The organism is Parvibaculum lavamentivorans DS-1 (assembly GCF_000017565.1).
Taxonomy (GTDB): domain Bacteria; phylum Pseudomonadota; class Alphaproteobacteria; order Parvibaculales; family Parvibaculaceae; genus Parvibaculum; species Parvibaculum lavamentivorans.
Genome location: NC_009719.1, coordinates 915,914 through 939,772 on the forward strand (window position 1 = coordinate 915,914; position 23,859 = coordinate 939,772).

Annotated in this window: 21 protein-coding genes; 5 read left to right on the forward strand and 16 right to left on the reverse strand. The window is 62.1% G+C overall.

Going from position 1 to position 23,859, the window contains the following annotated elements:
- Window positions 1–27: 27 nt before the first annotated feature.
- The 5 genes from PLAV_RS04300 to PLAV_RS04320 form a co-directional block, all read right to left on the reverse strand.
- A complete protein-coding gene (locus PLAV_RS04300) occupies window positions 28–2,127 on the reverse strand; it encodes a S9 family peptidase (RefSeq protein ID WP_012109717.1) in 2,100 nt (699 codons plus the stop codon).
- A gap of 190 nt (window positions 2,128–2,317) precedes the next feature.
- Window positions 2,318–2,737, reverse strand: coding sequence for a peptide-methionine (R)-S-oxide reductase MsrB (gene msrB / locus PLAV_RS04305; RefSeq protein ID WP_012109718.1), 420 nt, complete (start codon window positions 2,735–2,737; stop codon window positions 2,318–2,320).
- Between the two features lie 148 nt (window positions 2,738–2,885).
- Window positions 2,886–3,338 (reverse strand): MaoC family dehydratase, encoded by a 453-nt coding sequence (locus tag PLAV_RS04310; RefSeq protein ID WP_012109719.1) that lies wholly within the window; start codon window positions 3,336–3,338, stop codon window positions 2,886–2,888.
- Window positions 3,339–3,436: 98 nt separating this feature from the next.
- Entirely contained in the window at window positions 3,437–3,910 is a 474-nt protein-coding gene (locus PLAV_RS18740) for an OmpA family protein (RefSeq protein WP_012109720.1), read from the reverse strand.
- Between the two features lie 326 nt (window positions 3,911–4,236).
- Window positions 4,237–5,790: an AMP-binding protein gene (locus tag PLAV_RS04320; RefSeq protein WP_012109721.1), complete on the reverse strand. Its 1,554-nt coding sequence runs from the start codon at window positions 5,788–5,790 to the stop codon at window positions 4,237–4,239.
- A 219-nt stretch (window positions 5,791–6,009) separates the two neighbouring features.
- Between PLAV_RS04320 and PLAV_RS04325 the strand changes: the two genes are divergently transcribed.
- Window positions 6,010–6,915, forward strand: coding sequence for a crotonase/enoyl-CoA hydratase family protein (locus PLAV_RS04325; protein ID WP_012109722.1), 906 nt, complete (start codon window positions 6,010–6,012; stop codon window positions 6,913–6,915).
- 199 nt (window positions 6,916–7,114) lie between these two features.
- Here PLAV_RS04325 and PLAV_RS04330 read toward each other — a convergent pair whose 3' ends face one another.
- The 3 genes from PLAV_RS04330 to PLAV_RS04340 all read right to left on the reverse strand — a co-directional run bounded on the left by PLAV_RS04330 (window position 7,115) and on the right by PLAV_RS04340 (window position 11,154).
- A complete protein-coding gene (locus PLAV_RS04330) occupies window positions 7,115–8,968 on the reverse strand; it encodes a cation:proton antiporter (RefSeq protein WP_012109723.1) in 1,854 nt (617 codons plus the stop codon).
- 84 nt (window positions 8,969–9,052) lie between these two features.
- Window positions 9,053–10,279 (reverse strand): MFS transporter, encoded by a 1,227-nt coding sequence (locus tag PLAV_RS04335; RefSeq protein ID WP_041535841.1) that lies wholly within the window; start codon window positions 10,277–10,279, stop codon window positions 9,053–9,055.
- Between the two features lie 77 nt (window positions 10,280–10,356).
- On the reverse strand, window positions 10,357–11,154 hold the full coding sequence (locus PLAV_RS04340; protein ID WP_012109725.1) for a phytanoyl-CoA dioxygenase family protein: 798 nt from the start codon (window positions 11,152–11,154) through the stop codon (window positions 10,357–10,359).
- A 207-nt stretch (window positions 11,155–11,361) separates the two neighbouring features.
- Here PLAV_RS04340 and PLAV_RS04345 point away from each other — a divergent pair, with 207 nt between their 5' ends.
- Window positions 11,362–12,870: a flavin-containing monooxygenase gene (locus tag PLAV_RS04345; RefSeq protein WP_049767710.1), complete on the forward strand. Its 1,509-nt coding sequence runs from the start codon at window positions 11,362–11,364 to the stop codon at window positions 12,868–12,870.
- Window positions 12,871–12,894: 24 nt separating this feature from the next.
- On the opposite strand, the gene PLAV_RS04350 is transcribed toward PLAV_RS04345, so the two are convergent.
- The 3 genes from PLAV_RS04350 to PLAV_RS04360 all read right to left on the reverse strand — a co-directional run bounded on the left by PLAV_RS04350 (window position 12,895) and on the right by PLAV_RS04360 (window position 16,184).
- Window positions 12,895–14,145, reverse strand: coding sequence for an MFS transporter (locus tag PLAV_RS04350; RefSeq protein WP_012109727.1), 1,251 nt, complete (start codon window positions 14,143–14,145; stop codon window positions 12,895–12,897).
- A 97-nt stretch (window positions 14,146–14,242) separates the two neighbouring features.
- Window positions 14,243–14,917: an oxidoreductase gene (locus tag PLAV_RS04355; protein ID WP_012109728.1), complete on the reverse strand. Its 675-nt coding sequence runs from the start codon at window positions 14,915–14,917 to the stop codon at window positions 14,243–14,245.
- A gap of 46 nt (window positions 14,918–14,963) precedes the next feature.
- A complete protein-coding gene (locus PLAV_RS04360; protein WP_012109729.1) occupies window positions 14,964–16,184 on the reverse strand; it encodes a citrate synthase family protein in 1,221 nt (406 codons plus the stop codon).
- A 171-nt stretch (window positions 16,185–16,355) separates the two neighbouring features.
- On the opposite strand from PLAV_RS04360, the gene PLAV_RS04365 reads away from it, so the two are divergent.
- On the forward strand, window positions 16,356–17,528 hold the full coding sequence (locus tag PLAV_RS04365; RefSeq protein WP_012109730.1) for a citrate synthase/methylcitrate synthase: 1,173 nt from the start codon (window positions 16,356–16,358) through the stop codon (window positions 17,526–17,528).
- Window positions 17,529–17,665: 137 nt separating this feature from the next.
- The gene (locus tag PLAV_RS04370; protein WP_041536330.1) at window positions 17,666–18,763 is read left to right on the forward strand and encodes a DUF2332 domain-containing protein; all 1,098 of its coding nucleotides are present in this window, start codon (window positions 17,666–17,668) and stop codon (window positions 18,761–18,763) included.
- On the opposite strand, the gene PLAV_RS04375 is transcribed toward PLAV_RS04370, so the two are convergent.
- From PLAV_RS04375 to PLAV_RS04390, 4 genes are all read right to left on the reverse strand, one after another.
- On the reverse strand, window positions 18,740–19,582 hold the full coding sequence (locus PLAV_RS04375) for a hypothetical protein (protein ID WP_041535842.1): 843 nt from the start codon (window positions 19,580–19,582) through the stop codon (window positions 18,740–18,742). The two genes, PLAV_RS04370 and PLAV_RS04375, sit on opposite strands and share 24 nt — an antisense overlap.
- Window positions 19,583–20,147: 565 nt before the next feature.
- Window positions 20,148–20,909 carry an ABC transporter permease gene (locus PLAV_RS04380; RefSeq protein ID WP_041536331.1) on the reverse strand — a complete coding sequence of 254 codons (762 nt, stop codon included), beginning with the start codon at window positions 20,907–20,909 and terminating at the stop codon, window positions 20,148–20,150.
- 2 nt (window positions 20,910–20,911) lie between these two features.
- Window positions 20,912–21,838: an ABC transporter ATP-binding protein gene (locus PLAV_RS04385; protein WP_012109735.1), complete on the reverse strand. Its 927-nt coding sequence runs from the start codon at window positions 21,836–21,838 to the stop codon at window positions 20,912–20,914.
- A gap of 91 nt (window positions 21,839–21,929) precedes the next feature.
- Window positions 21,930–22,271, reverse strand: a complete 342-nt coding sequence (locus PLAV_RS04390) for a Rap1a family protein (RefSeq protein ID WP_041535843.1) — start codon at window positions 22,269–22,271, stop codon at window positions 21,930–21,932.
- A gap of 157 nt (window positions 22,272–22,428) precedes the next feature.
- On the opposite strand from PLAV_RS04390, the gene PLAV_RS04395 reads away from it, so the two are divergent.
- A complete protein-coding gene (locus PLAV_RS04395; RefSeq protein ID WP_041535844.1) occupies window positions 22,429–23,574 on the forward strand; it encodes a saccharopine dehydrogenase family protein in 1,146 nt (381 codons plus the stop codon).
- Here the strand turns inward: PLAV_RS04395 and PLAV_RS04400 are convergent.
- Window positions 23,571–23,834, reverse strand: coding sequence for a hypothetical protein (locus PLAV_RS04400; RefSeq protein WP_012109738.1), 264 nt, complete (start codon window positions 23,832–23,834; stop codon window positions 23,571–23,573). The genes PLAV_RS04395 and PLAV_RS04400 overlap by 4 nt on opposite strands.
- Between the last annotated feature and the right edge of the window lie 25 nt (window positions 23,835–23,859).

The window sequence follows — 23,859 nt, forward strand, 5'->3', positions numbered from 1 at the left end:
AAGAATCGCGGCCCGCCGTGCAAGTCCTCACGCGCGTTCCGTCACCGCCAGCGCAAAGGCATAGACCCGCGCCACTTCCTTCAGCCGCTCGAAGCGGCCGGAAGCGCCGCCATGTCCGGCCTCCATGTTGATGTGAAGCAGCGTCACCGCATCGCCGGTCTTGAGCTCCCGCAGCTTCGCCACCCACTTCGCCGGCTCCCAATAGGTCACGCGCGGATCGGTGAGCCCGCCAAGCGCGAAGAGATGCGGATAGGCTTGGGGCTTCACATTGTCGTAAGGGCTGTAGGAAGCCATGTACTCGTAGGCTTCCTTGCTCTCGATCGGGTTGCCCCATTCGTTCCATTCCGGCGGCGTCAGCGGCAGCGACGCATCGAGGATCGTCGCCAGCACATCGACAAACGGCACTTCCGCCAGAATGCCCTTGAAGAGATCGGGCGCCATGTTGGAAACCGCCCCCATCAGCATCCCGCCCGCGCTGCCGCCATGCGCCACGATGTTGCCGCGCGACGTGAAGCCTTCCTTCGCCAGGTGCTCGCCCGCCGCGATGAAATCGGTGAAGGTGTTGCGCTTCTTGTTGAGCTTCCCGTCCGTATACCAGCGATAGCCCTTCTCCTTGCCGCCGCGAATATGCGCGATCGCATAGACGAAGCCGCGATCGACCAGCGAAAGGCAGGTCGTGGAAAACGATGCCGGAATGCTGATCCCGTAAGAGCCATAGCCGTAAAGCAGGCAGGGCGCGCTCCCGTCGAGGCTCAGCCCCTTTCGGTGGACGAGCGAAATCGGCACCATCTCGCCGTCCGAGGCGCGCGCGAAAATCCGCCTTGTCTCGTAGTCGGCCGGGTTGTGGCCCGAGGGCACTTCCTGCCGCTTGCGGAATGTCCGCTCCCGCGTCTCGACGTCATAATCATAGACTTCCGCGGGCGTCGTCATCGAGCTGTAGGAAAAGCGCAGCCGCGTCGTGTCGTATTCGTAGCCCGCGCCCATGTTGAGATCATAGGCTTCCTCGTCGAAGCCGATCTCATGTTCCGCGCCGTCCGCAAGCCGCCGCACCGCAATGCGCGGCAGCCCGTCCCGCCGTTCGAGCCGCACATGATGCCCGCGATAGGCCACATGATGCAGCACCAGCGTCCCCGGCCGGTGGGGCACGAAGTCGCGCCAGTTCTCGCGTCCGGGCGCCGCCTCGGGCGCCTCAACGATCTTGAAGTCCTCCGCCCCGTCCGCATTCGTGAGAATGAGGAAGCGTTCTCGCGGTTCGTCATGCTCGATATCGTATTCGACAGCCTCCTCGCGCGGCGCAACGAGCAGCGGCGCAGTCTCCGGCGCATCGGCGGGGATCAGCCTGCATTCGCTGGTCTGGTGGTCATGGCTTGAAATGACGAGCCACTTGCCGCTCTGCGTCTTCCCCACGCCGACGAAAAAGCCTTCGTCCTCTTCTTCATAGACGAGTGTGTCTTCGCTCGCCGCCGTGCCGACGACATGGCGGAACACTTTCAGCGGCCGGTGTTCGTCATCCACCTGCGTATAGAGAAAGCTCGTGCCCGCCGCGTCCCATGCGATGCCGGGCGAAGTGTCCGGCACCTCGTCGGCGAGGTCCTTCCCCGTCGCGGCGTCGCGCAGCCGCACCGTGAAATATTCCGAGCCCTTGCGGTCCGCCGACCATGCGATCAGCTTGTGCGTCGGCGCATGGTCCACATCGCCGATCTTGAAATAGGCCTCGCCCTCCGCTTCCTTGTTCGCGTCAAGCAATATTTCCTCGCCCGCTTCCGCCTCTCGCGGCCTGCGGCAGAAAAGCGGATGCTGCGCCCCTTCGACAAAGCGCGTGTAATAGGCAAAAGCGCCGTCGGGCGACGGCACGGAGCTGTCATCCTCCTTGATCCGCCCCTTCATCTCCTTGAAGAGTGTCTCGCGCAATTCGGCGACAGGTTTGAGCGCCGCTTCCGTATAGGCGTTCTCGGCGTCGAGATAGGCGCGGATGTCGGTATCGAGAACCGCCGGATCGCGCATCACCTCGCGCCAGTTCTCGTCGCGCAGCCACGCATAATCGTCGGTCCGCGAAATGCCGTGATGCACATCCGTCTGCGGCCGCTTCGGGGCCAGGGGCGCAACGGCGGGAGGTGTGAGTTTCATCGGGGGTCCGTATTCAATTGGTCGGAACTTCGTTTTGAAGGGAGATAAAAAGTTTCGTCATTGCGAGGAGCGAAGCGACGAAGCAATCCAGGAGCTGCAAACTCGTTGCTTGCCGCTCCTGGATTGCTTCGCTGGCGCTCGCAATGACAAAGGTGGGGACGGTACTTCCAACCGGACGCGAGCGACCGGATCACTTCTCCGGCGTATCGTCGGGTTTGAAGTCGAGCGCCGTGCCGTTCATGCAGTAACGCAGTCCCGTCGGCTGCGGTCCGTCTGGAAACACATGCCCGAGATGCGCATCGCATTTCGCGCAGACCACTTCCGTCCGCCGCATATTGTGGCTGTCGTCATTATGCTCTTCGACTGCGCCGGGTTGGATCGGAGCATAGAAGCTCGGCCAGCCGGAACCGCTCTCATATTTCGTGTCCGACCGGAACAGCTCCTCGCCGCAGCAGATGCACTTGTAGGTGCCGTCGCGATGCTCGTTGACCCACGGCCCCGTAAAGGCCCGCTCGGTCCCCGCCTGCCGCGTCACCGCATATTGCTCCGGCGTCAGCTTCGAGCGCCACTCGTCATCCGCCTTGTCCAGCTTCTGCTTCGTATCGGCCATGAGATGTCTCCCTGAAGGGGGAATGGAATGCACTGCACTCTATATGGGCCGCACCGGCCCGCCCGGCAACCCGTGGCGATCTCGGGAGTATCTTCCCACCCTCCCTCAAGGGGAGGGTGGGAAATATGCGAGCTGCCCAGTGTGCGTCTTATTCGAAAATCAGGCTGATCGTCTCGGCCACCATCGCAGGCCGGTCATTGCCTTCGATTTCCATGGTCACTTCATTGATGATCTGCGTGCCGCCCGCCTTCGGGCTTGCATCCTTCAGCGTCACGCGGCAGCGCACGCGGCTGCCCACCGGCACCATGTTGGTGAAGCGCACCGAGTTCGAGCCGTAATTGATGCCGCGCGTCGCGCTCTTCACGCCGCTGATCTGGCCCATCAGGTAAGGCAGCAGCGACAGCGTGAGGTAGCCATGCGCGATCGTGCCCATGCCGAGCTCTTTCTTGGTGCGCTCGGGGTCGATATGGATCCACTGGTGGTCGCCCGTCGCATCGGCGAAGAGGTTCACGCGATCCTGGTCGATCGTGACCCAATCGCTGACGCCGATCTCCTTGCCTTTTTCCGCGACATAGTCGGCAACCGTATCGAAAACGCGCATTTGCTTCTCCCGTTGGGTGGTGTTGTCTATTCGGCCCCGTGGGAGCCTTGCCGGCGCAAGTTAGCGGTCCCGGCTGCGCCCGCCAAGCCGTTTAGCTTCTAGCGCGAAAGCCGGATGCGGACGCGGCGGTCTTCCTTCGAATCCCAGGTCAGCGTCTCCTCCAGCCAGCCCCAGGCCTCGCCCTCCGCCAGCGTCACCATTTTCGAACGCGGCCAGCCCTGCGCCTCCAGCGCCGCCGCCACGTTCTGCGCGCGTTTGTTGGACAGGTTGATATTGCCCTGCTGATTGCCGATCTTGCTCGCCTTGCCGAACACGCAGATCTGCTGCGCGTTCTGCCCCTTGGCGAGCTTCACGATGCGCGCGAATTCCTTGTCGTATTTTGGATCGATGCGGCTCGAATTGGTCTCGAAGTAAATGTAGTAGTTCTTGTCGAAGAGCTTGTTCGATTTGCCGAGATTCCGGCACTGATGCCCCTGCATATGCACTTCGGAGGTCTGCGCCGCCGCCGCGCCGCCAAAGGCCACCGCCCCCAGCGCCAGAAGCCCCGCCATCGCCAATCCGCGCATCGTCATCTCAGCCTCCAGAAAAATGAATCGTGCCAATATAGCACATCAGGTGTGAGTGAGCGGGGAGAGGCAACAATAACGCTCATCTTCGCCTCCCCCTTGCGGGGGTGAGGCCCGGTTTGCGGAACGCAAACGCAAAGGTCCGGTGGACCTTTGAGAGGGCTGAACGCCCGAAGCTGTGCGAAGGGCCGGTAAATTCGCGGCCTCCGCGAATTTCCCGGGTGGGGGGGAGGGGCGGTGTCAGAACCAATGAGTGGGATTTCGGACCTCCCACCCTCTCAAAAGCAAAATGGCCCGGCATTGCCGGGCCACCCGCATTCTTCTGAACGCGCTCAAACGATCTTGCTGTCCCGGTTGCCCCAGTAGCGGTCGCGGATGAGCCGCTTGTAGAGCTTGCCCGTCGGATGCCGCGGCAGCTCCTCCTGGAAGTCGATCGAGCGCGGGCATTTGATCGCCGACAGGTTCTTCTTGCAGAACTCCATCAGCTCCGCCTCGAGCGCCGGGCCTGCTTCCGACCAGTCGGCCGGCTGCACGATCGCCTTCACCTCCTCGCCGAAATCCTCGTTCGGCACGCCGATCACCGCGACGTCCGCAACCTTCGGATGCATGACGAGAATGTTCTCTGCTTCCTGCGGATAGATGTTCACGCCGCCCGAAATGATCATGAAGGCCTTGCGGTCGGTGAGGTAGAGATAGCCTTCCTCGTCCACCTTGCCGATATCGCCGAGCGTCGACCATGTCGGATGGTTCGGATGCCGCGACTCCTGCGTCTTCTTCGGGTCGTTGTGATATTCGAACTGGCTGTCGCTCTCGAAATAGATCGTGCCCGCTTCGCCGACCGGCAGTTCATTGCCTTCATCGTCGCAAATATGCGCAATGGCGTTGAGCGGCTTGCCGACGGAGCCCTTGTGCGCCAGCCACTCTTCCGAGTTCAGCGCCGTGAAGCCGTTGCCTTCCGAGCCCGCGTAATATTCATAGATAACGGGCCCCCACCATTCGATCATCTGCTCCTTCACGGGGATGGGGCAGGGCGCGGCGGCGTGGATCGCGACCTTCATCGACGAGACGTCGTATTTCTTGCGCACGTCTTCCGGCATCTTCAGCATCCGCACAAACATCGTCGGCACCCACTGGCTGTGCGTCGCCTTGTATTTCTCGATGCAGCGCAGGCTGTCTTCGGCGTCGAAATGTTCCATCACGACCACCGTGCCGCCGAGGCGCTGCACCGTCATCGACCAGCGGAGCGGCGCGGCGTGATAGAGCGGCGCGGGCGAAAGATAGATCGTCTTCTCGTCCATGCCATAGAGCAGCATCGCAAGGCCCGCCAGCGCGCTCACCTCGTCGATGGCGCCGCCCGTCAGCGGATGCTTGACGCCTTTCGGCCGTCCCGTGGTGCCGGACGAATAGAGCATGTCGGTGCCCGCCGTTTCATCGGCGATCCGCGTCTTCGGGAATTTGTCCCGCGCTGCCTCATAGCTTTCATAGCCGTTGAGCGCGCCGCCCACGACGAATTTGCGGGCGACCTTCGGCAGGTGGTTGTCTTTCACCAGTTCTTCCGCCGTCGCGGCAAGCGCCGTCGATGTGAAGAAAAGCTTCGCCCCGCAATCTTCCGCGATATAGGCAATCTCGCCCGCCGTCAGCCGCGACGAGATGCAGGTGAAATAGAGCCCCGCGCGCTGCGCCGCCCAGCAGATTTCATAATAGCGGACATTGTTGTCCATGAAGATCGCAATGGCGTCGCCCGGCTTCAGCCCTGCGTCCCGGAACAGATGCGCCACCTGGTTGGAGCGTTCGTCCAGCTCTTTGAAGGTCACGGTCTCGCCGGTCGCCGCCATGATATAGGCAGGCTTGTCCGGCATGGTCTGCGCGTGGATAGAAGGATGCATCTGGCGTCGTCTCCCGGGGGTACTGAAGAAGCGGACATCGCTTTTATGCGCGTCCATTGTTATATCTGGAGCCAGCGAATTCGTGGCTGTCAGGGCGCAAAGACACAGCAATATGACGTTCGCGTCAACTTGCTTCGGCAGCGTGAGGGTTGACGCAGCGGCAGCGCCCGCCACGCATGAAAATCAGGCAAAAGCCTATCAACAGGGAGCGAAACGCACATGGCCTACGAGACGATCAAATACGAGGTGGCGGACAACATCCTCACCCTGACGCTGCACCGCCCGGACAAGCTCAACGCCTTTACCGGCCAGATGATGTTCGAGATGATCGACGCCTTCGACAAGGCCGATGCGGATGACGACGTCCGCGCCATCATCGTGACGGGCGAGGGCCGCGCCTTCTGCGCCGGTGCCGACCTCTCCGCCGGCGCCAAGACTTTCGACTATGCCGAGCGCGAGGACCGTCCCGAAAAATCCGGCACCCCCGTCAAACCCAATGGCGAAATCGACTGGTCCCATGAAAGCGTGCGCGACGGCGGTGGCCGGCTCACGCTGCGCATCTTCGAAAGCCTGAAGCCCGTCATCGGCGCCATCAACGGTCCCGCCGTCGGCGTCGGCGTCACAATGCAGTTGCCGATGGACATCCGCCTCGCCTCCGAGAATGCGAAGTTCGGATTCGTCTTCGCCCGCCGCGGTATCGTCCCGGAAGCCTGCTCGAGCTGGTTCCTCCCCCGCGTCGTCGGCATCAGCCAGGCTTTGGAGTGGACCTATTCAGGCCGCGTCTTCGGCGCCGAGGAAGCATTGAAGGGCGGCCTCGTCCGTTCGCTCCACAAACCCGAAGACCTCCTCCCCGCCGCCCGCGAGCTCGCGAGAGAAATCGTCGATAACACCGCCCAGGTTTCCGTCGCACTCACCCGCCAGATGCTCTGGCGCATGCTCGGTGCCGACCATCCGATGGAAGCCCACAAGATCGACAGCCGCGCCATCTATGCGCGCGGCGCGAGCGCCGATGCGAAGGAGGGTGTCATGTCCTTCCTCGAGAAGCGTCCCGCGACTTATCCCTGCACCGTCTCGAAAGATATGCCCTCCTTCTTCCCGTGGTGGGAAGAACGCAAATACGAATAGGGGATAACTTTCGGCGTCCATATGCGCCGCCCCGGGGATAAGTCCCTGGGGCGGCGTTTCCATGTCGAACCTCTGGCAAGCCGGATTCTCGCTCGTGACGGTCTCGTGACAGTTTGATGACAGTCGGCGCCCGTATCCCCGGAAAATAAATAATCCCCGGTTCTGAGTTCGCCTCAGAAACCGTATGCGGACAATATTTTTATTGAGGAAGACGCTTCGGCGCGTCCTTCTGAAGGTGAGATTTTGCCTTGTCGGCAGCCGATGCCGGGCGCTGTTCGCCTTCCGAAGCTTCGCTCTTCACGAGGCTCGCCACCTGCCACCCCGGCCCCGCACGAAACGTTCGGTCTTCTGCAAACGGATAAAGCACGCCGTCGCGCGAAATCGCGTAAAGCGGAATGCCTTCTCCCTCATACTGCAGCATCAGATCCTTGAAGCCGAATTCGTCCGTAAGCTTTGTCACCTTGACCTGGTATCCGTCTGCGATGAGCTTCGACAGATGTTCGAGCGTCGCGTCTTCCTTGAAGAGAAGGCGTCCCTCGATGGCGGCGACGTTCTCCGCCTGATCGGCAACGCGAATGCGAAAGACCGAACCCGAACCGAATTCCCGTGCATAGCGCAGGCAGACGAGCGTGTTGAAGGGCGCCCGCGACGAAAGTGCAAGCAGTTGGCCGATGCCGATAAGGTCGAGGCGCCGGTCCGCATTGTCCGACACTGCGTTGCCAAAGAAAGTGCGGATGCCAGCCATGCGCGCCATGCGCGTCTGCTCCCATGATGTGTCGGCGAGGATCACATCGTAATCGAGTCTCTGAAGGCTCGTCGCAATGGCAAGCGCAACGGGATTGCCGCCCACGACAAGAACGCCACGCGGCTCCGGATCGGCAACGCCGAGAAGCCGCGCGAGCGGCCTCGCGGTCAGGCTTTGCAGCAGCACCGTTGTTACGATGACCGTGAAAGTGAGAGACACGAGTGTCTGCGCGCCTTCGATCCCGGCTTGCGTCATCTGGATTGCGAACAGGCCGGAAACCGCCGCCGCAACGATACCGCGTGGCGCGATCCACGAAATGATCGCCCGCTCGCGCCACGGCAGACTGGTTCCTGCAGTCGAGAGAAACACCGAGAGCGGTCGCCCTATGAAAAGAATGATGCCCATCAATATGGCAACGGCTGTCCAGTTTGCCGTGAATGCTTCGAGTGGCAGCCGCGCGGCCAGCACGATGAAAAGTATGGAAGTCAGGAGAATGGTGAGGCTCTCCTTGAAATCCAGAATGTCTTCGACGTCGATGTCGCGCATATTGGCGAGAACGATACCCATCACGGTGACGGCGAGCAGACCGGCCTCATGCGCGATTTCGTTTGCCGCCACAAAGACGGCCAGCACAAGCGCAAGTGCCATGACGTTGTGCAGGTAATCAGGCAACATGTGCCGCCGGAGAAGCCAGCCAAACGCATAGCCTGAGGCAGCTCCGAGCGCGGAGCCCGTCGCGAATATTTCCAGCACAAGAAGGAGATTGCCCGGATCGGCCGTCCCGATGGAAATGAACTGAAAGATGACCACCGCCGCCAGCGCGCCGAGCGGATCGATGATGATCCCTTCCCACCGAAGGATATTGGCGGAATTGCGCGTAAGGCCGATCGAACGCAAAATCGGAATGATGACGGTTGGCCCGGTGACGGAAACGAGTGCGCCGAACAGCAAGGCCACCTGCCAGGTCAGAAGATCGAGGGCCCAGGCACCAAGCGCCGCAACGACGATTGTGGTTGCCGCTCCAATGGTGACGAGCCGCGTCACGATCCTGCCGTGCCCGCGTATCTCCTCGAACTTGAGTGTCAGGCTACCTTCGAAAAGGATGACGGCCACGCCAAGTGAAACAAAAGGAAAGAGGAGGTCGCCAAACATCGCATCGGGGCTGAAGAGCTGGAAGCCCGGCCCGATCAGAAGTCCGATGACCAGAAGGAGCAGGATCGCCGGAAGTTTCATCCACCACGAAAACCACTGCGCCGCGGCGCCGAGCGTCACGATGAGGGCAGCAGCAAGCGCCGGATTTTCGTTCATGCTGGAAAACTCCTGTGGCTTCGCTGCGGCTTCTCGTCCCGAACATACACGCTTGTTGCAAATGCTCCGCCTGGGCCATTGAAACTATCGCGGCGCTTCCATTCTCCATAGCGGAGTCAGCGAATAGATCGCAAACCAGAGAAAGATCATCGCTCCGCACGGCACAAGCACGGCGTTGAGCGGCCCGACCCACTTGATCAGATAGCCTATGAGTACCGCGCCGATCGGTCCGCCGCCCATCGTGCCGAGATTGAACCCCGCCAGCATCCGCGCCCGCATCGTCTCCGATGCGCATTCCTGCACGATCGCCCGCGACTGGCTCATCGAAATGCCAGCCGCCAGTCCCCATCCATGTGCCAGCAGGAAGACGCCCCATATCGGCGGTTCGAAATGGACGAGCACCATCACGAAGGAACCGGTGCACATGGCAAGCATGATTGCGCGCCCCTGCCGTCTGATCGGACGCAGCCGAGACAGAAGGAAAGACGAAATGCCGATGCCGCCGAAGAACGACATGAACACGAAGCCGATCTCGCGCGAACTGCCGTGATAAACGTCGCGAATGAGTAGCGGAAAGAGCACCATGAAGACGCCCATGAAGAGGATGCCGGAAAAGAACATCAACAGCAGCACCGGGCGGATGCGATCATGCTGCCAAACGGCAAGCAATCCTTCTTTCACATCGCGGAAGGGCGCGCGGTGCTGGCTTTCGCGTGGTGACGGTGGAGAGGGCGCAAGGCGCGACGTGGTGAAGGCGGCAAAAGCGAGAAGCGCGCTCTGCAGGATGAGCAACGGCCATGCGCCTATGTATTCTGCTGGGCTGCCGAGCAGGTAGCCGCCCACTTGTCCGAGAAACTGCCCGCTCATGGCGAGCGCGACTGCGCGCTGTATGTTGCCGCCAAGACTGTGCATCGCAACGCGCGACAGCATCGAGTCGCGTGCCGGCATGATGTAGCCGCCGAGCGACGACAGCGCCAGCACGTAGAGGATCATGATCTCGTAGGTAACGATGTCGTTGTACATGAGAACCGCGAGCACGAGCGGCGGCAGCGTGGCGATGATTTGCAGTCTCATCAGATGCCCGCGCAATTCCGTCCTGTCCGCCGCCGCGCCGCCGAATAATCCAAGCAGCAGCATCGGCAGCATGGAGAACATCTGCGCAATGCCAACTCGGTCCGAGCTCTCATGCAGAACGAACGCAATGATCCAGGGAAACAGAACGCCCTGAATGCCACCGGCAAGAAAATAGCCCCACAAACCGGCCATATACCAGCGGTGGTCGGCCCGATGGTCGCGCGCGGGCGGAATCATATCCGAATCCTTGAAAGAACAAATGGCGTCTGTTGCCGCATTATAGGCGGGAGCCGGTGCCGTTGGGAAATGGCATCTCAAGTGCCGGAATGCACCGTTTGCAGATCGCCCGTCGGGTTCCGTTCATAGCCGAGCATTTCGCGCAAGAGCGGGCTGGCGCCGCGCACGACTTCCGGCGCCAGCGTCAGATACCAGTTCCATTGCGGCCTGATAAAAGGACGGACGTAATAGGCGAAGAGCCCGGCGCGCGTGTCTCCACCGCTTGTGTTCGGTCCAGTCTGGTGCCAGACGCGACCGTCCATCACGAAGATGGAGCCGGCCTTGCAGATGATGGGCACTGTTTGCGCGCGTTCGCTGGCTTTGCCGGGGCCGTGATCTTTCAGATGAGAACCGGGCACGAAGCGTGTCGCGCCGTTTTCAACCGTAAAGTCATCGAGTGCCCACGCAACGTTGATCGCCAGCGGATAGGATGGCCAGGGTGCCGGCACATAACCTTGATCGGCATGCATCCCCATCGCCCCGGAACCGGGCGCCGTGACATTCGCGGAGAAATTCGACAGGAGAAAAGGACCGTCGAGAAGATAGCGGACCAGCTCGACGGCAGCGGGATGCTGCACGAGATCGCGGAAGACCTGATCCTTGCCGATGAGATTGAAAACGCGCGTGTTGAGTGTGTCGGGATCGAAGGAAAATCCGTGAAGCTGAACGCCGTTTGCATTGTCCGCTTCGATGCCCCGCTTGAGTGCCGCGCGGACCCTTGCGATGCCTTCTGCGTCGAGCACGTCTTCCATGATCGTGAGGCCGTGTTCGGTGAGTTGCTGCTTTGCCTCCGCAACGCTGCGCGCGCGGGGGAGCTTTTCCATTGTTGTTGTCATGGCTTCTCTCCCTTGCGGGAAAGCTTGGGCGGCGCCGTCCGGAGGGTCAAGTGCCGGGCGCAGCCTCTTTTTGCGGCAGATTTCTGCCATTCTCCGGCAGGCTTTCCGTGTGCGTAGAATACGGAGTGCATTTTGCGGCGCGAGAGGTTAGAGAATAGCGCCAAGAGGCCAGTCTGGCCCTACGTAAAGCAGGAGTTGAGCGGTTCCATGACCCTTGAACATTTCGATATGGTAATTGTCGGTGCGGGCCTCTCTGGCGTCGGTGCCGCTTACCACCTTCAGCAAAACTGCCCCGGCAAAAGCTATGTGATTCTCGAGGGCCGCGAGAGCATGGGCGGGACATGGGATCTCTTCCGCTATCCCGGTATCCGCTCGGATTCGGACATGTACACGCTTGGCTATTCGTTCAAACCCTGGACCGAGGCCAAGGCCATCGCGGACGGTCCCAATATTCTCAGCTACGTGAAGGAAACGGCGCGCGAGAACGGCATCGACCGTCATATCCGCTTTGGCCATTTCGTGAAGAGCGCATCCTGGTCGACCGAAGATGCCGTCTGGACCGTCGAAGCACAGCGCGGGCCCGAGAAGGAAGCGGTCCGCTTCACCTGCAATTTCATTTTCATGTGCAGCGGCTACTACGACTACGACGCGGGCTATACGCCCGATTTCGCGGGCGCGGAGAGGTTCAAGGGCCGCATCGTTCATCCGCAGAAATGGACTGAAGACATCGATTATGCGGGAAAGCGCGTGGTCGTGATCGGCAGTGGCGCGACGGCGGTGACGCTTGTTCCCGAAATGGCGAAAAAGGCCGCGCATGTAACCATGCTGCAGCGCTCGCCGACCTATGTCGTGTCGCGGCCGGCAGAGGATGGTATCGCCAACTGGCTGCGCCGCAACCTGCCGGCGAAACTCGCCTATGGCATCACGCGTTGGAAGAACGTCCTGCTCGGCATGGTGTTCTTCAACATGTGCCGCAGGAATCCCGAACGCGCCAAGAAGATGATCCTGTCCGGCGTGCGCGAACAGCTTGGTCCGGATTTCGACATCAAGAAGCATTTCACGCCGAGCTACAACCCTTGGGACCAGCGCCTCTGCCTGGTGCCGAATGGCGATCTTTTCGAGTCGATCAAGAAGGGTGAGGCGTCCGTTGTTACGGATCACATCGACAGCTTCACGGAAACCGGCATTCGTCTGAAATCCGGGCAAGAGCTTGAAGCGGACATCATCGTGACGGCAACCGGCCTCAATCTGAAGGTGCTGGGCGGGCTCGAGGTCACGGTCGATGGTGAGAAAATCGAATTCTCGAAGACCATGAACTACAAGGGCATGATGTATAGCGGTGTCCCGAACCTCGCATCCGCATTCGGATATACGAATGCATCATGGACGCTGAAATGCGATCTCACCTGCGAATATGTCTGCCGTTTGATCAACCACATGGATGAAATCGGTATGCGCCAGGCGACGCCGGTGCAGAACGATCCCACCGTTCGGGAAGAGCCCTGGCTCGACTTCTCTTCGGGCTATGTCCAGCGTTCGCTCGATAAATTTCCGAAGCAGGGTTCGAAGAAGCCTTGGAAGCTCTACCAGAATTACGCGCTCGACATCGTCAGCCTTCGGCTTGGCAAGATCGAGGATGGCGTGATGGAATTCTCCAATCCCGCAAAGGGCCGGAACAGCATGCCGGATCGCGAAGCGGAGCGTCTGGCGAGCTGATGACAACGGACTGACGCTTCGGCGTCAGTCCGCCGCCGCCTTGTAGCTCCAGATCGGCGAGAGAAAATAGAGCAGAGCCAGTATCCCCACCATGATCGTCGCGGGCACGAGCACGGCATCGAAAATGCCGAGCCACCCGACAAGCAGCCCCATCATCAAGGCGCCGAGCGGCGCCCCGCCTGAAAAGCCGAGCTGGTAGGCCGAAAGCACGCGCGCGCGGTGGCTTTCCGGCGCCGCCATCTGAACGATGGTGCGGCCCATGGTCATTGTCGTTCCCGCACCCATGCCCCACCAGAATACCAGCAGGCACACCAGCCAGAACGGCATGTGAAAGTGGAAGAGTGCGAGAATGATGAGCCCGCTCGCCAGCGACCCCATCATCAGCCGTCCGCGATGACCGATATGGCCGATGCGTAGCAAGGCCAGATTGACGACGATCGTGCCGCCCCAGAAGCAGATGTTGATGAGCGCGAATTTGAGCGTGAACTCGCTCGAAGTGCTCTGGTAGATGTCGCGGATCATCAGCGGCAGGACGACAAGAAAGCTGCCGACATAGAACAGACCGACCGCGAAATTGAGCGCGATAACGGTGGCGACGATGGGTATTCCCGCAGCCGATTTGAGACCGTCCACGATCTGGGCAAAACGGCCGACGGTCGCCGCGAGATTGGTGGGTGGCAGCGGCGCGAGTTTCACCGCCGCCCAGAAGCCCGCCAGCATGACGGCCGCTTGGAAAAACAGCAATGCGGGTGTGCCCGTGATCGCGGCAAGGGCGGCGATCAGCATGCCGACAAGCTGCGATCCCATCTGCACGCCCATGGCAAGCGTCACCGCCTGCTGGATATTGGTTTCGGCGACGCGGGTGAGCGCGCTGTCGCGCGCCGGTATCGCGAAGGCAGCGAGCGTGCCCATTGCAAGCGCATAGACGATGAGGATCGCGTATGTCAGGTGCCCGGTGAGATAAACCGTAGCGAGAAGCAGCGGCGGCACAGTTGCAAAAAGATGCACGCGAATGAGGATGCGCCTTGCGTCGCTGTGATCCGCGACGGTGCCGCCGAGCAGCATGAAAAGCAGTGAAGGCGCCATCAGCGACATTTGCGCGATGCCAACCCGGGCGGCGGGCTCGTGCAGAACCTGTGTCACCAGGAACGGAAAGATCACGAACTGAATGCCGAGGCTGATGAACCAGCTCGCCTGGCCGCCGAGATAAAGCTGCAGGCGGCGCTGGCGCGCGGCGGTCTCCGTCTCCGGCGTGGCGGCGGGCACGCTGCTCATGAGCGCGCATACTCCACTGAAATCTGGCCGTTTACCGCCATTACGGTCTCCTCCCCGAGTGCATTCATTTTTGGAACTCTATCACAGCGCTGCGAAATTAAACCCCTGCGAGGCGTTCCATTTCATCGTAAGTGTGGATTTGGCGGCCGGGGATTTCGTTTGACGCAGCGGCAACCATCGCTTTTGCGACGGTCTCCGCTTCGATGGACCGATAGGGGCGCGCAGGCCCCAGCATCAGCGCATTCAGGAATGGCGCGGCGATGGCGCCGATCTCCTCGACGGGACGCTTCTCCGCGCGCGAGCCGATCAACATGCCGGGACGGAAGATGTGGAGGGCGGCGAAGCCCAGTGCGCCAACCGCCTGTTCCGTCTCGCCTTTCACGCGCGAATAGAAGATTTGCGACTTCGCATCGGCGCCGATGGCCGAGACGAGCAGAAAGCGTTTCGCGCCAAGTGCTTTCGCGGCTTGCGCGAAGGCGAGGATGTAGTCGTGGTCGACTTTGCGGAAGGCGGCCTGGCTGCCCGCGATCTTGATGGTGGTGCCGAGCGCACAATAGGCGTCGTCGACAGCCAAGTTCTTGTTTGCAATGGATTGTTCGAGCGCATCGAAATCCGCGATGAGATTTTCGAGCTTCGGCGATGCGACGCCGTCCAGCGGCCGGCGGGTGAGCGCGACGATGCGGGCATAGCGCGGATCGGCGATCAGGTGGCGCAGCAAGAAGCCGCCGATGAGTCCCGTCGCGCCCGCGACGATTGCCGTCTTGCCGCTCATGCTTTCCTCTGAATTTTGTTTTGCTGCCGTATGTTAGCACGCAAGCTCAGCGCGGCGCCTCGCCCGTGTAGCGGGCGCGGGGGCGGATCATCAGGCCGGTACGGTACTGCTCGATCGCGTGGCCGATCCAGCCGGCGGTGCGGCCGAGGACGAAGATGCTGAGGCCCGCGCCGCGCGGCAGATGGAGCACGGCGCCGACGGTGGCGATGGCGAAATCGATGTTGGGCTTGAGGCCGCCCGCTTCCTCCATGACGCGGAAAATCCGTTGCGCGCGCAGGAAGTTAGCGTCGTCGCCATACTTCTCCGCAACCATGGAAAGAAGGGCCGCCGCGCGCGGATCGCCGTCCGGATAGAGGGGATGGCCGAAGCCCGGCACGGGATCATTGTCCTTCAACCGCTGCAGCACCGCATCTTCCACGTCCTGACGGTTCGACATGTCGAGAAGGAGGCTCTCGACGCGGCCCGACAGGCCGCCGTGACGCGGACCCTGCGCGGCGCAGATGCCAGCCTGGACCGCTGCATATAGCGTGGCGCCCGTCCCCGCGACGCAACGGACGGTGAAGGCGGAGGCGTTTAGCTCGTGATCTGCGGAGAGGACGAGAGCGGCGCGGATAAGCTCCGAGGCCGGCTTTTCACCCTGCGTGAGCGCACGGGTGAGAACTTCGTGGACGGGTTTGTCGCTTGGCGCCTCGCCGGCGATGACGGCGGCGACGTAGCGGAGCAGGCGGGCGCCGGTGGTGGCGAGGCCGCGATCCGTCATATTGTAGACGGTGGCGTCCTCAAGCGCCGCTAATGGTAGCAGCGACAGGCAACGCTCGATGCGCGAGGTGCGCGCCAACTCCGCCGCCAGTCCCTTGAGGCGCTCGCTGGGAGCGAGAACCGCCTCCTTCGTGAATGGCTGCACATCGCGGCAACCCCAGATAAGTGCCGCTACTTGCTCGAGATTCGAGCTTTTGGCGAGGGCGGTGGCGTCCGAGCCGCGATAGTGGAGGCGGCCATCGGCGATGAGGGTGATGGCGGAATCGAGCACCGGCAGGCCGAAGCTGAGCGTGCCGGACCCTGCCGTCGCGTCCGGTTTTTCCGCGGAACGCCGCCGTTTAAGAGCCCGGACATCCTCCGCGCGGTAGCGTTTTGCGCGGCTGTCCGGCATGGGCTCGGAGCGGATCATGTCGCGGCTGACATAGGCATAGAGGGTGGCGAGCGAAATCCCGAGCTCCGCCGCGGCTTCGCGGGCCGTGAGATAGAGGCTTTCCGGCAATTCCGCCATTTTCCGGCTCCCATTTTTATATTGATTATCTTAATCAAGATTGACCAACAATCAACCTTCCCCCAGCTTCAATTGTGACAGTCCGCCGTGACACGCGCGGCGACAGCCTTGCGACCCGCGATCAAGCCATTGATTCGATTGGGTTTTCAGCAGGCAACAAGAAGGAAATGGATGATGGTGGAGAAACTGATCCTGAGCACCGAGCCCCGGACGGCAAGCTCCAGCGGCCTCGATAATGTGGTCGCGGCGGAGACCATGCTGAGCCATGTGGACGGCGAGGCGGGACGGCTGATCGTGGCCGGCTACGAGGTCGAAGACCTTGTAAAGGCTCATGATTTCGAGGGCGCGGCGGCGGCGCTCTGGAACGCGGCGGGGCTCGAAAACGCCCCCTCGGAAGAGGCCGTCCGGCGCGATCTGGGGCGGGCCCGCGAGGCCGCTTTCGCGCTCGTCCCCGGCCTACTGTCATTGAACTGTCATGAAACCGTCACGGAGGGTCTGCGGACCGGATTGTCGATGCTGAGCGACGAGCCGGCAGAGGGGCCGGCAAAAGATATCCCCGCCCATATCCGGGCGCTCGGCGCGGCGGCGGTTTTCACCGCCGCGCTCTGCCGGGCACGCGAAAAGAAATCCCCGGTGGCGCCGGATGCGAGATCGGGCCACGCGGAAGATTTCCTCCGCATGCTGAGAGGCGAAGCGGCGAGTGCGGCGGAGGTCGAAGCCCTGAATGCCTATCTCGTGACGGTGGCGGACCACGGCATGAACGCCTCGACCTTCACGGCGCGCGTGATCGCATCGACAAGGGCGGGGACAATTTCGGCGGTGGTGGGCGCGCTCTGCGCCTTGAAGGGCCCGCTGCACGGCGGCGCGCCGGGTCCCGTGCTCGACATGCTGGACGATATCGGCACACGCGAGAACATCGAGCCCTGGCTCGCGCGGGAAATCGCGAAGGGCGAAAGGCTGATGGGCTTTGGCCACCGCGTCTACCGCGTACGCGACCCGAGGGCGGATGTCTTCAACAAGGCGGTCACGATCCTCACCAACGGCAATGAGCGCGTACTCTTTGCACGCGACGTGGAGGTGGCGGCACTCGCGGCGCTGCGGAAGGCAAAGCCGGGCAACCGCATCGACACCAACATGGAATATTACACGGCCGTGCTGCTCGAGGCGTTGGGCATTCCGCGCGAGGCGGTGACGAGTGTCTTCGCTATGTCGCGCATCGCGGGCTGGACGGCGCATGTGATGGAGCAGGAGCGGGTGGGACGGCTGATCCGTCCGCAGTCGAAATATGTGGGCGAGTGGCCGGAGGACGAGGCGGCGGCTTTAGGTAATCAGTATAAAGACTAAAACATCGTTGTCATCCCGGCGAAAGCCGGGATCCATCGAGCTGTCGGCACCCAGCGAGGGAGCTTGACGCGCCGCTCATGGACCCCGGCTTTCGCCGGGGTGACAATTTTGATTTGGAAGTTGGAAAGGAAGTCTTCATGCCCAACCACGATCTCATCCGTAACGACTTCCTGCGCCAGGCGCTGGCTTGCGAGCATCTGGGTTCGCCCTTCACGGCGCGTGTTTGCCGCGCGCTGGCGGCAGGACTGACGGCGGAAACGCGGTTCGGACAGCGTATTCTGGATTGGGAGGGGAAGCCCGAGAGCGATGCGCTGCCGCTGCGCGCGGCGGGTGCGCTGAATGCACTCGCGCGCTCGGGCCGGGCGCCGGAACTTGCGGCGGTCTATCCGCCGCATGAAGCGGACGAGAAGACGCTGGCGCGCGCGATCGAAAAGGCGACGGCCGCGCATGACGATTTTCTCGAAGGTTTTCTCGACAGCGCGCCGCAGACGAACGAGGTCGCGCGTTCGAGCGCGATCCTCGGGCTCGCGCTTCACGTCGCGAAGCGGACGGGACTGCCCTTGTCGGTTCATGAGATCGGATCGAGCGCCGGATTGAATCTCGGCTTCGACGCCTATGCCTATGAGCTCGAAACGGCGCGCTGGGGAGACCCCGATGCGGCGGTGACGATTGCCGCGCGCTGGGAGGGGGCTCTGCCGCCACTCGACGCGAAGTTGAAGGTGGCCGCGCGGAAAGGCTGCGACCTCAACCCGCTCGACGCAGGAAACGCGGCAGACCGGGAAAGGCTACTCGCCTATATCTGGCCGGACCAGACGGCCCGCCTCGCGCGGATCGAGGCGGCGCTCTCATTCGCCGCGCGGTCTGGCACGAAAGTGGAGAAGGCGGATGCGGCCGAATGGGTCGAGCGGCATTTCGGCGGCGAGGGGAAGAAGGGCGAGGTGCGCCTGCTGATGCATACGATCGTCTGGCAATACCTGCCGAAGGAAACGCAAGCGCGGATCACGGCGGCGATGGCGCGCGCGGGCGCGCATGCGACGAAGGACGCGCCGGTGGCATGGATTTCGGTCGAGGCCGATGGCAAGGACGCGGCCTCGGCTTGCATGCGCTTGCGGCTCTGGCCGGAGGGGGAAGATGTGGAACTCGGCCGCACGGATTTTCACGGAAGGTGGGCGAAGTGGAGTTCCCCATTTGACCGTGCGTCAGTGTCTACTTCACCGCGCTTCCGAACTATCTGAGTGAGCGCTGTGTGGACGCAACAACTCCGTCAACGGTGGAAGAATAAGTGAACCGCATCGACGCTCCGCTATCGCGATGTGATGCGCGGGCCGCTGTTCGTAGTATGAATAAAATATGCCTTCAGCAACAACGGTACCATCTGCAGACTCGACGAATGTTCGTTTGCGATAAATTATCGCGCCGTCGGGGCGGTCTATGACCTCCCGGCTCTTGCCAATGCGGTACGGAGCGGAAAATCGGTCAATGCTCGTGACAGACACGCATTTTCCCTCCATCTGCGATGAGTGCGCCCGGTAATCGAGAGCAAGCCTGCGCATCGTCGTATCGACAAAGGCGGGATTGACGTCCAGAAGCCGTTCACTTTCGTGCAGCATGCGATCAAATGGACCACACGCGTTGTTGCCTCTGTCTCTCTCAATCAATTCGTAGCGATAGAGACCGGTCTTTGAGACGAAGTAGTCTTGGTGCTCCACGAAAGGAGAAAATCGTCGATCCTTGGCGCTGACGTAGAAGGCCTCTACGTATTGATAGCCGTTTTTGACCAGTTCCTCGATGCATGGGAAGCAGCCGCCTAGTGCTGGAGCGTCGGACACATGACCGCTAACGATCTCTTCAACCGAAGGCTCCCCTTCTCCGGGATAAATGGCGTACCCGGAGACGTCATCCACGGGTTCGTTTATTCGAAGACCCGCATCTTTGGTGCATATCGTATCGAAATCCGTGTAAGGAGACCCGGAAAATGCGTCAAAGGGAGCTGACGCGGCTCCTATGGCAATGAGCATAGCAAGAACGCAAATGGTCTTATAACCGGTCCACATCCACTTCCCCCATTTGCGTTGTGCGCTCTCTGCATAGTCTTGCAATGCGAAGGTGATGCCAAGTGCACGGACGAGGAAACCGGCGGTGCAGTTTTCATGGGCGATGGGCGAGGCGGGTGAAAGCAGCCGCCCTCCCGAACATCATCCCGGCGAAAGCCGGAAATCAATGGGTCTTCCGCATTCGCTGGCGGATAGAAGTGACGTGCCGCCCATGGGCCCCGGTGTTCCCGGCTTTCGCCGGGACAGGCGCCGGGGTGACACTGAGGAGCTGGTGAGGGTGTACCCAGCATCGTCATCGCGAGGCCGCCATAAGGCGGCCGCGGCGATCCAGAGCGGCAGGTGCGGAGCAAGCGGCCCCTGGATCGCGTCGTCGCTTCGCTCCTCGCAATGACGGAGAGGGTGAGGAGGGGGCAACCCCGAACAATGTAGGCCGAGGAACGAGATTGCCGCTGTACGCAAGAGTCTTGCGAAGAAAGACGCCGCTCGCGCGGCTGCTGGATTGCCGGGTCAAGCCCGGCAATGACAAGGTTGGGAGTCAAGGTTAGGAGTAAAGTGCGAACGTTCCTCACACCTTCAGCCGGTAGCCCGTCCTGAAGATCCACCAGATCGCCGCCGAGCAGAGCGCGAGGAAGGCGAGGATGGCGGCGATGCTGAGTTCGATGCCGACATCGGAGGACCCGTAGAAGCTCCAGCGGAAGCCCGAGACGAGATAGACGACCGGATTGAAGAGCGTGACGGTCTGCCAGAAGGGCGGCAGCATGGTGATCGAGTAGAAGCTGCCGCCGAGAAAGGTGAGCGGCATCACGATCAGCATCGGCACAACCTGCAGGCGCTCGAAGCTGTCGGCCCAGATGCCGAGGACGAAACCGAACATGCTGAAGGAAATCGCCGTGAGGACGAGGAAGGCGGCCATCCAGAAGGGGTGCTGGATTTCGTAATCGACGAAGAAGCGCGCCGTGACGAGGATGAGGATGCCGAGCATCATCGATTTCGTGGCCGCCGCGCCGACATAGCCGATCACCGTTTCGAGGCCGGAAATGGGCGCGGAGAGGATTTCGTAGATGGTGCCGGAATATTTCGGCATGTAGATGCCGAAAGAGGCGTTCATCACGCTTTCGGTGAGAAGCGACAGCATGATGAGGCCGGGAATGATGAAGGCGCCGTAGCTGACGCCATCGACTTCCTGGATGCGCGAGCCGATGGCCGCGCCGAAGACGACGAAATAAAGCGAGGTCGAGATGACGGGCGAGACGATGCTTTGCAGCAGTGTGCGGAAGGTGCGCGCCATTTCGAAAACATAGATCGCGCGGATGGCGTGGAGGTTCAGTGTCATGGCCGCGCCCTCACAAGGCTGACGAAGATTTCCTCGAGCGAACTTTCATTGGTCCGGAGATCCTTGAAGTCGATGCCGATCTCGCCGAGCCGCTTCAGGAATTCGGGAATGCCGGTATGTTCGGCTTGCGCGTCGAAAGTGTAGACGAGGGTCTGGCCCTCGTCGGCAAGTTCGAGCGGATAGGGGCTGAGCGCGTCGGGCACGGCGGAAAGCGCGTTCTGCAACTGCACCGACAACTGCTTCTTGCCGAGCTTGCGCATGAGCGTGTGCTTTTCCTCGACCAGCACGATCTCGCCCTTGCTGATGACGCCGATGCGGTCGGCCATCTCTTCCGCTTCCTCGATGTAATGCGTGGTGAGGATGATGGTGACGCCGCTGGCGCGGAGCGCGCGCACCATCTCCCACATGTCGCGGCGAAGTTCCACGTCGACGCCGGCGGTGGGCTCGTCGAGGAAGAGGATTTTCGGCTCGTGGGAAAGCGCCTTGGCGATCATCACGCGGCGCTTCATGCCGCCCGAGAGTTCCATGACGCGCGCGTCGCGCTTGTCCCACAGCGAGAGGTCGCGCAGCACTTTTTCAATATGGGCCGGGTTCGGCGCCTTGCCGAACAACCCGCGGCTGAAGCTGACCGTGCTGATGACGCTTTCGAAGGCTTCGACGGTGAGTTCCTGCGGCACGAGGCCGATGATGGACCGCGCGGCGCGGAATTCGCGGATGATGTCGTGGCCCGCGGCATGGACGGTGCCGGAACTCGGATTGACGATGCCGCAGATGACGCTGATGAGCGTCGTCTTGCCGGCGCCGTTCGGCCCGAGAAGCGCGAAGATTTCACCGGGACGGATTTCGAGGTCGACGTTCTTCAACGCCTGAAATCCGCCGGGATATGTCTTGGAGAGATTGGCGACTTTGATGGCTGGCTGCATGGCGGGGGAAACTAAACTATACGGTTAAGTTTTCAAGGGTGAATTGCTGCCGCTCCCACATAGGGTGGGGGCGGCGGAAATTACACCCTTCTCAGCATGGGGGATTGTCGGAAAAAGTTTTCTGGATGAGGAGCAGCGCCTCGCCGTCGAGAAGCGGCGGATTCCAGTCGCCGGTTCGGACGATCTGGGCAGCGAGCTGGTCGTAGCTGCGCGGACCGTTGAGATTGAGACAGGCATAGGGATCGCCATTGCCTGGGCCGTAGATGCTTTCGGATGTGCCGTTCTGACGGATATGGCGCAGCGACTCGAAATAGCCGGCGATATACTGGCGGCAGTAGTGCGCCTTGGCGGGCGTCGGCTTTTGGGGGTTGAGTGCGTTTTCCGCCAGCACGGTGCAGGCGGTGTGAAGATCGCGCCCGGTTTCGATCCGCATACGGGCTTCCGCCGGCGCGGCCGTGGCGGCAATAATGCAGAAAATTAACGCTAAGACGCGCCCGTTGGAGCTTCGCATTGCAGTGATTCCTCCCTCGCCGTAACAATGGACCATCGCGAGGGGCTTCGGAAGTCCGGGTGGAAAGCGTTTTGGGGCAATGATGAAGTCGCGAATCCTGGTTTACGGCGTCGAGGGATTCATGGGCGCGCTGACATCGCGCGCGGCGATGCGTGCCGGGCTGTCGCATGTGGCGGCGGGGCGCAACATTGCGCCCGTCGCCCAGCACGCCGCCGCTCTTGCGCGCGAGGGCGGGGCGCTGGCCGAACCGCGCACCTTCTCGCTCGGCAAGGCCGGCCGCATCGCCACGCAGCTCGACGACATTGCCGTGCTGGTGAACTGCGCGGATCTCGGCGACGACGATCTCCACACACTTCTCGATGCCTGCATGGCGACGGGCACGCATTATCTCGACCTCGCCGGCGACCGCGGCCGGGTGGCGGCGCTGGTGGCGCGCGACGACGAAGCGCGCGAGCGGAAAATCATGGTGATGGCGGGCGCGGGCTTCGACTTCGCGGCGGCGGCCGCTGTCGGCGCGCGGCTCGCCCATATATTGCCGGGCGCACGCGCGGTGACGCTGGCGGTGAAGCGGAGCGCGCTGACAGCGGGCGAGGCGAAGCGGCTCGTCGCGGCGCTGCGCGAACCGGGCGAGACGGTGAAGAACGGACAATTCGTACCGGCGGGCGCGGGCGAGAAAACCATCGAGGTCGATTTCGACAACGGGCCGGAGACGGCATGGCTCGCGCCCTGGCGCGGCGAAGCGATGGCGGCGCGGCATCGCGGCGGCTATTCGACGATCGAAAGCTATGAGGTGCTGCCGGAAGCGGCGGCACGCGCGCTGGAGCCCGGCACCTGGGCGCACAGGTTTTTCAGGCGCGGCTGGGGCCTGAAGCGGCTGGAGCGAAAGCTGGCGCGCGGAAGGCTTTCGCCGACATCGGAAGATTTGAAGCGCGGCCGGGCGGTCATCTGGGGCGAGGCGCGCACGCCGGACGGCATCACCCGCCGGGCGCGGCTCGAAACGCCGGCGCCGCATCTCTATTCGGCGGCAGCGGCGATCCTGCTGGCGCAGCGCGCGACGATGGAGGACGTGAAGACAGGCTTTCAGCTTCCCTCCGCGATCGGCGGCGCGGCGCTGGTGGAGGATATTCCGGGCGTCGTATGGCGCGAGATCGTCGAGGTCGACCCAAGCGTCGAAGCGGAAGCCGACCGCCCCGTCGCGCTCGACATGCAGGCAGGCGGCGTCTAGCGCGTCTCGGTCCAGCGCTGCCAGAGCTTCTCCGCACAGTCGCGCGACGACATCTGGCTCGTCACCATCCGCATCGACCGCTCCATGCTTTCGGGCACCTTGTCCGGATCGTTGCCGACGAGTTCGGCGAGCGGTCCGTATGCCTCATGCGCCATGTCCGCCGCCAGCATCCGGCAGGGGTCCGCCGTCCCGTAATAGACGACCGGCGCGACGGCGAGTGCGAGCACGGCAAGAAGGATCAGTCCGAGGATGAGGCGCATGAAACTTTCCTGTCTGGCGGTGTGC